This window comes from Alkalilacustris brevis, from assembly GCF_003350345.1.
GTDB classification, from domain to species: domain Bacteria; phylum Pseudomonadota; class Alphaproteobacteria; order Rhodobacterales; family Rhodobacteraceae; genus Alkalilacustris; species Alkalilacustris brevis.
The window spans coordinates 39,740-46,106 of record NZ_QNVJ01000033.1 but is presented as its reverse complement, the minus strand read 5'-3'; the positions used below and the strand labels follow the sequence as shown (position 1 = coordinate 46,106).

At 66.9% G+C, this 6,367-nt stretch carries 4 protein-coding genes; all 4 read left to right on the top strand.

What is annotated here, in order from left to right; genetic code table 11:
- The first annotated feature begins 386 nt into the window (after nt 1-386).
- Genes ppsA through DQ229_RS04695 form a run of 4 tightly spaced genes read left to right on the top strand, consistent with a single transcriptional unit; the run spans nt 387 to nt 6,308 of the window.
- Nucleotides 387-2,777 carry a phosphoenolpyruvate synthase gene (gene ppsA, locus DQ229_RS04710; protein ID WP_114965125.1) on the top strand — a complete coding sequence of 797 codons (2,391 nt, stop codon included), beginning with the start codon at nt 387-389 and terminating at the stop codon, nt 2,775-2,777.
- Nucleotides 2,774-4,777, top strand: a complete 2,004-nt coding sequence (gene pdhA / locus DQ229_RS04705; RefSeq protein WP_114965124.1) for a pyruvate dehydrogenase (acetyl-transferring) E1 component subunit alpha — start codon at nt 2,774-2,776, stop codon at nt 4,775-4,777. Before ppsA ends, pdhA begins: the two co-directional genes overlap by 4 nt.
- Nucleotides 4,774-6,066: a dihydrolipoamide acetyltransferase family protein gene (locus DQ229_RS04700; protein ID WP_114965123.1), complete on the top strand. Its 1,293-nt coding sequence runs from the start codon at nt 4,774-4,776 to the stop codon at nt 6,064-6,066. The genes pdhA and DQ229_RS04700 overlap by 4 nt, the downstream gene beginning before the upstream one ends.
- Nucleotides 6,063-6,308, top strand: coding sequence for a phosphopantetheine-binding protein (locus DQ229_RS04695; RefSeq protein WP_114965122.1), 246 nt, complete (start codon nt 6,063-6,065; stop codon nt 6,306-6,308). Before DQ229_RS04700 ends, DQ229_RS04695 begins: the two co-directional genes overlap by 4 nt.
- Nucleotides 6,309-6,367: the final 59 nt, after the last annotated feature.

Here is a 6,367-nt window from a genome sequence, read left to right as displayed (position 1 = left end):
TGCTATTTGCAACGTCGCAATGCGCCCTCCCGGGGGGAAGGTCGGGCGCGGCCCGGGCTGGTCACCCGGGCGGGACCTGTGGCGGGCGTGGTGTGAAACAGTTTCCCGGTGCCGAGTTTGGAATCGGTTTGGCGCGACACTTTTCAGCAGCCTGATAGCGCCTTGTCCATTGATTGTCTGGCAAGACGGGTGCGGGGGAGACCCCGTTGCCCTCCTCGCAGCGTGTGCCCGTCCCGGAGCCGCGCGGTGCGGAGCGCCGCCTTGATGCACATCAAAGTGTTTCTGCATAGTCATGTTAAGAACGACCGGTGTTTGACGTTTGCTGGCGGATGGTTTGGCAGTGCGCCCCGCCAGCCGCGGCCTGTTCCAGCGCGTCGGGGGGATGCATGGACGATACCGGCAGACAGATCATCCGTTTTGATGACCTCGGGCGCGGCGATGTCGCGCGGGTGGGGGGCAAGAATGCCTCGCTGGGCGAGATGGTGCGCCATCTGGGCGAAAAGGGCGTGGCGGTACCGCCGGGATTTGCCACAACGTCGCACGCCTACTGGCAGTTCGTCGATGCAGGCGGCCTGCGCGAGGTTGTCGCCGGGGCGCTGGATATGATGCACGCGGGCAAGGCCACGCTGGCAGAGACCGGATCGAGGCTGCGCGATGCCTTCCTCAAGACCGACTGGCCCGAAGAGACAGCCGCCGCGATCCGCGCCGAGTATGACGCGCTGTGCAACCGCATCGGCCGTGCGGATGCCGATGTCGCGGTGCGATCCTCGGCCACGGCCGAGGATCTGCCGGATGCCAGTTTCGCGGGCCAGCAGGAGACGTTCCTCAATATCCGCGGCGCGGATGCGCTGCTCGATGCCTGTCGGCGCTGCTATGCCTCGCTCTTTACAGACCGGGCGATCAGCTACCGCGAGGCCAAGGGCTTCGATCACCTCAAGGTTGCGCTGTCGGTCGGCGTGCAGGCGATGGTGCGGTCCGACATTGGCGGCTCGGGTGTGATGTTTTCCATCGATACCGAAACCGGGTTCGAGCGTGTCGCGGTGATCGATGCCGCCTGGGGCCTGGGTGAAACGGTGGTGCAGGGCACCGTGGACCCCGATGAATACCAGGTGTTCAAGCCGCTTCTAGTTCGCGATGGCGTCGTGCCGATTGTCGAAAAGCGCCTCGGCGCCAAGGCGCAGAAGATGATCTATGCGCGGGCGGGCGAAGGCACCACCCGCACCGTGCCCACCTCGAAGGCCGAGCGCGCGGGCTATGTGCTTTCCGACGCCGAAATCGTGCAGCTTGCCCGCTGGGCCTGCGTGATCGAGGATCATTACGGCTGCCCGATGGATATCGAATGGGCCAGGGATGGCGAAAGCGGCGCGCTGTTCATCGTTCAGGCCCGGCCCGAAACCGTGCAATCGCGCCGCGAGGCCGGCGCCTACCGCAGCTACAGCGTGACATCAAAGGGCCGCAAGCTGGTCACAGGGCTGAGCATTGGCGACGCGGCGGTGGCCGGGCGGGTCTGTCTGCTGGACAGCCCGCGCGACATCGACAAGTTCGTCGATGGTGGCGTGCTGGTGACCGGCAATACCGACCCGGATTGGGTGCCGATCATGAAACGCGCCGCCGCCATCGTCACCGACCGCGGCGGGCGCACCAGCCATGCCGCCATCGTCAGCCGCGAACTGGGTCTGCCGGCCATCGTCGGCGCGGGCAATGCCACGCATGTCCTGCATGACGAACAGGAAGTCACCGTCTCCTGCGCCGAGGGCGATCAGGGCTTCGTCTACGAGGGCACGGCCGAGATCGAGGAGGAGATGCTGGATCCCGCGGCGGTGCCCGAAACCCGCACCCAGGTGATGCTCAACCTCGCCAATCCGGCAGCGGCGTTTCGCTGGTGGCGGCTGCCCGCCGATGGCGTGGGGCTGGCGCGGATGGAATTCGTCATCAACAACCATGTGCGCATACACCCCATGGCGCTGATCCATTTCGACCAGTTGGAGGATGCCGAGGCCAGGGAGAAGATCGCCCGGATCACCGCAGGCCACGACAACAAGGCCGAGTACTTCATTGACCGCCTGTCGCGCGGGCTGGCGCGGATCGCGGCGGCGCTGCACCCAAAGCCGGTTATCATCCGGATGAGCGATTTCAAGACCAACGAATACGCCGACCTGATCGGCGGCGCGCAGTTCGAGCCCCACGAGGAGAACCCGATGCTGGGGTTTCGCGGCGCCTCGCGCTACACCTCGCCGCGCTACCGCGAGGGGTTCGCGCTGGAATGCCGCGCCATCCGGCGGCTGCGCGATGAAATGGGCTTCGACAATGTCGTGGTGATGATCCCCTTCTGCCGCTCGGTGGCCGAGGCCGACCGGGTGCTGGCGGTCATGGCCGAGGAGGGGCTGGAGCGCGGCAAGGACGGGCTGGAGGTCTATGTCATGGCCGAAATCCCCTCCAACGTGGTGCAGGCGCCCGCATTCGCGGAACGCTTCGACGGGTTTTCGATCGGCTCCAACGACCTGACGCAGCTTACCCTGGGCGTGGACCGCGATTCCGAGGCGCTGGCCGAGTTGTTCGACGAACAGGACCCGGCGGTGAAATGGATGATCGGACATGTCATCACGGCGGCGCATGATGCCGGGGCAAAGATCGGTCTATGCGGCCAGGGGCCCAGCGACCACCCGGAATTTGCCCGCTTTCTGGTCGAATGTGGGATCGACTCGATTTCGGTCACGCCCGACAGCTTCATCCGCGTGAAAGAGCAGGTGGCCCGTGCCGAAAGGGGCGAGACATGAGCGACCCCACCAAGCCAAAGCTCGATCACGCCCATATCCGCGACCTGCTGCGCGGAATGCTGCGCATCCGACGGTTCGAGGGCAAATGCGCCGAGCTTTACACCCAGGAAAAGATCCGCGGCTTCCTGCACCTCTATGATGGCGAAGAGGCCGTGGCCGTGGGCGTGATGGCGGCACTGGAGGAGCGCGACCGCATCGTTTCAACCTATCGCGAACACGGCCATGCGCTGGCGCGCGGCATCTCGATGGAGGCCGCGCTGGCCGAGATGTATGGCAAGGCCACCGGCTGCTCGGGCGGGCGCGGTGGCTCGATGCACCTTTTCGACCATGAAACCAATTTCTACGGCGGCAACGCGATTGTCGGGGGCGGGCTGCCGCTGGCCACCGGGCTGGCGCTGGGCGACATGATGCAGGGCGAAGACCGCGTCACGGTGTGCTTCTTCGGCGATGGCGCGGTGGCCGAGGGCGAGTTTCACGAGGCGATGAACCTGGCCGCGCTGTGGAAACTGCCGGTTCTGTTCATCTGCGAAAACAACCTCTACGCCATGGGCACGGCACTTGAGCGCGCCCAGGCCGAGACCGACATCGCCATGCGCGCGGCCAGCTACGGCATGCCAGCCGAGGCCGTGGACGGCATGAGCGTTACCGCCATGGAGGCCGCGACGCGCCGCGCCGTGGCCGCGATACGCGAGAGCCCGCACCCGCAGTTCATCGAGGCGCGCACCTATCGCTTCCGCGCGCATTCGATGTTCGACCCCGAGCTTTACCGCGACAAGGCCGAAGTCGGGGAATGGCGCAAGCGCGACCCGATCGAACGCTTCAAGGGCTGGCTGCTGGAAAACAACCTGATCCACGAGGACGAGATCGCCGAGATTGAGGCCGAGGTTGAAGCACAGATCGCCAATGCCGTCGCGGCCGCCGAACAGGCCCCGTGGGAGCCGGTCGAGGAGCTGGAACGCGATGTCGTCGCCGCCGAGCGCCCCGCGCCGCCAGCCCCCTCCAAACCGTCGGGCGAGGTTGCGCAGACCACCTATCGCGAGGCCGTGCGCGCGGGGATCATGGACGCGATGCTGCGCGACGAGCGCGTGTTCCTGATGGGCGAGGATGTGGGCGCCTATGGCGGTACCTATGCCGTTTCCAAGGGCTTGCTGGCCGAGTTCGGCGAAGACCGCATCCGCGACACGCCGCTGTCGGAGTCCGGCTTCACCGGGGCCGGGATCGGGGCCGCGATGGTGGGTATGAAGCCCATCGTCGAGATCATGACGGTCAATTTCAGCCTGCTGGCGCTTGATCAGATCCTCAATACCGCCGCTACCATCCGGCACATGTCGGGCGGGCAGTTTGCTGCGCCGGTGGTGATCCGCATGGCGACGGGCGGCGGGCGGCAGCTCGCCGCGCAGCATTCGCACAGCCTTGAAGGGTGGTATGCGCATATTCCGGGGTTGCGCGTGCTTGCGCCGGCCACGCTGGAAGATGCGCGCGGGATGCTCTGGACGGCGCTGCACGACCCCGACCCGGTGCTGATCTTCGAGAACCTGCTGCTTTACAACCAAACGAGCGATCTGGCGGTCGATGCCGGAGCGGTCGAGATCGATCACGCGGCCATTCGCCGGCCCGGGCGCGACCTGAGCCTGATCACCTATGGCGGCTCGCTCTACAAGACGCTGGAGGCCGCCGAGGCCCTGGCCGCCGAGGGCATCGAGGCCGAGGTGATCGACCTGCGCGTGCTGCGCCCGCTGGATGACGAGACGATCATGGCCTCGGTTGCGCGCACCCGCCGCGCGGTGGTGGTGGACGAGGGCTGGCGAACCGGCTCGCTCTCGGCCGAGATTGCCGCGCGGATCATGGAGCAGGGCTTCTGGCGTCTGGATGCGCCGGTCGGGCGGGTGTGCTCGGCCGAAGTGCCGATCCCCTATCCCAAACACCTGGAAGCGGCCGCGATCCCGCAGGTGGCCGATATCATGGCCGCTGCCCGCGCGACGTTGGGGGGGCAGCCATGAGCGTATTCAAGATGCCCTCGCTGGGCGCGGACATGGAGGAAGGCAAGCTGGTCGAATGGCTGGTGAAGCCCGGCGACGAGGTGGCGCATGGCGATGTCGTCGCTGTTGTCGAAACCCAGAAGGGCGCGATCGAGATCGAGATTTTCGAGGCCGGCACCGTCGAAAAGCTGCTGGCCGAGCCGGGCGAGACCTTGCCCGTTGGCGCGCCGCTCGCGCATGTGCGCGCGCCGGGCGAGGAGGCGGCAGAAGAGACTGAGGAGGCCGAGATAAGCAAACAGGCCGCGCCGCCCGAAACACCGGCAGGGAAACCCGCGCCCGCGAGATCTGCGCCGGAAAAGCCGGTGGCAAAGCCCGCCGCACCGCCGCCACCGCGCACCGGTGAAAGTCCGCCACCCGCCTCGCCCGCCGCCCGTGCGCTGGCGGCTAAGGAAGGGGTCGGGCTGGACGACATCACCGGCAGCGGGCCGGGGGGCGCGATTCTGCTGTCGGACGTGGAGGCGTGTCTCGCCGCGCCCCGCGGCGCGCAGAGCGCAGAAGATACGCCCGGCGCGCGCCCCGAAGCCGGCGGGAAACCGGCCGGGATTGCCGGCGGGGGGACGCCGGCCACGGGCAAGCCGGGCCTCGATATGGGCGCCATGCGCCAGGCCATCGCGGCGGCGATGAGCCGCTCGAAGCGTGAAATCCCGCATTACTACCTTGAGCGCACCATCGACCTTCAGCCCGCCACCGACTGGCTGGCCGTGCAGAACGAAGGGCGCGATCCCGACGCGCGGCTGCTGATGGGCGTGCTGTTTCTGCGCGCCACGGCACTGGCGGCGGCCAAGGTGCCCGAGTTCAACGGCCATTACGAAGACGGCGCATTCCGGCCCTCCGAGGCTGTTCATGCCGGGCTGGCCGTGGCGCTGCGCGGCGGCGGTCTGATCGCCCCGGCGATCCGCGATGCGCAGGCGCTGGGGCTCGATGCCATGATGGCGGCGATCCGCGATGTGGTGGCGCGCACACGCACCGGCCGGCTGCGCAATTCCGAGATCACCCAGGGCACGATCACCGTCTCCAGCATGGGCGAGGGCGGGGCCGACGCGCTTTATGCGGTGATCTACCCGCCGCAGGTGGCGATTGTGGGTTTTGGCACGCCGGTGCGCCGCGCCTGGGTCGTGGATGACGCGCTGCAGCCGCGCACCACCGTCACTGTCACACTGTCAGCTGATCACCGGGTCAGCGATGGCCGGCGCGGGGCGCGCCTGCTGAGCGAGATCGAACGCCTGCTGAAGGAGCCAGAGACACTATGACCGATGCCGAAATCCGCAAGGCCTTTCTGGACGAACTCGCCTCCGTCGCCCCTGATATCGATCCGGCGACGGTGGGCGATGACGATCACCTGCAGGACGATCTGGACCTCGACTCTATGGATTTTCTCAATCTGGTCGCGGCGCTCCACAAGCGCCTTGGCGTCTCGGTGCCCGAGGCCGATTATCCGCAGATCGCGACACCCGGACATGCGGTGCGGTATCTTGCCGATGCACTCGATTGAATGCAGACGGAAGGAGGAGTATCAGTTATGTATCAGGACCCAATGGGGAACGATTATTT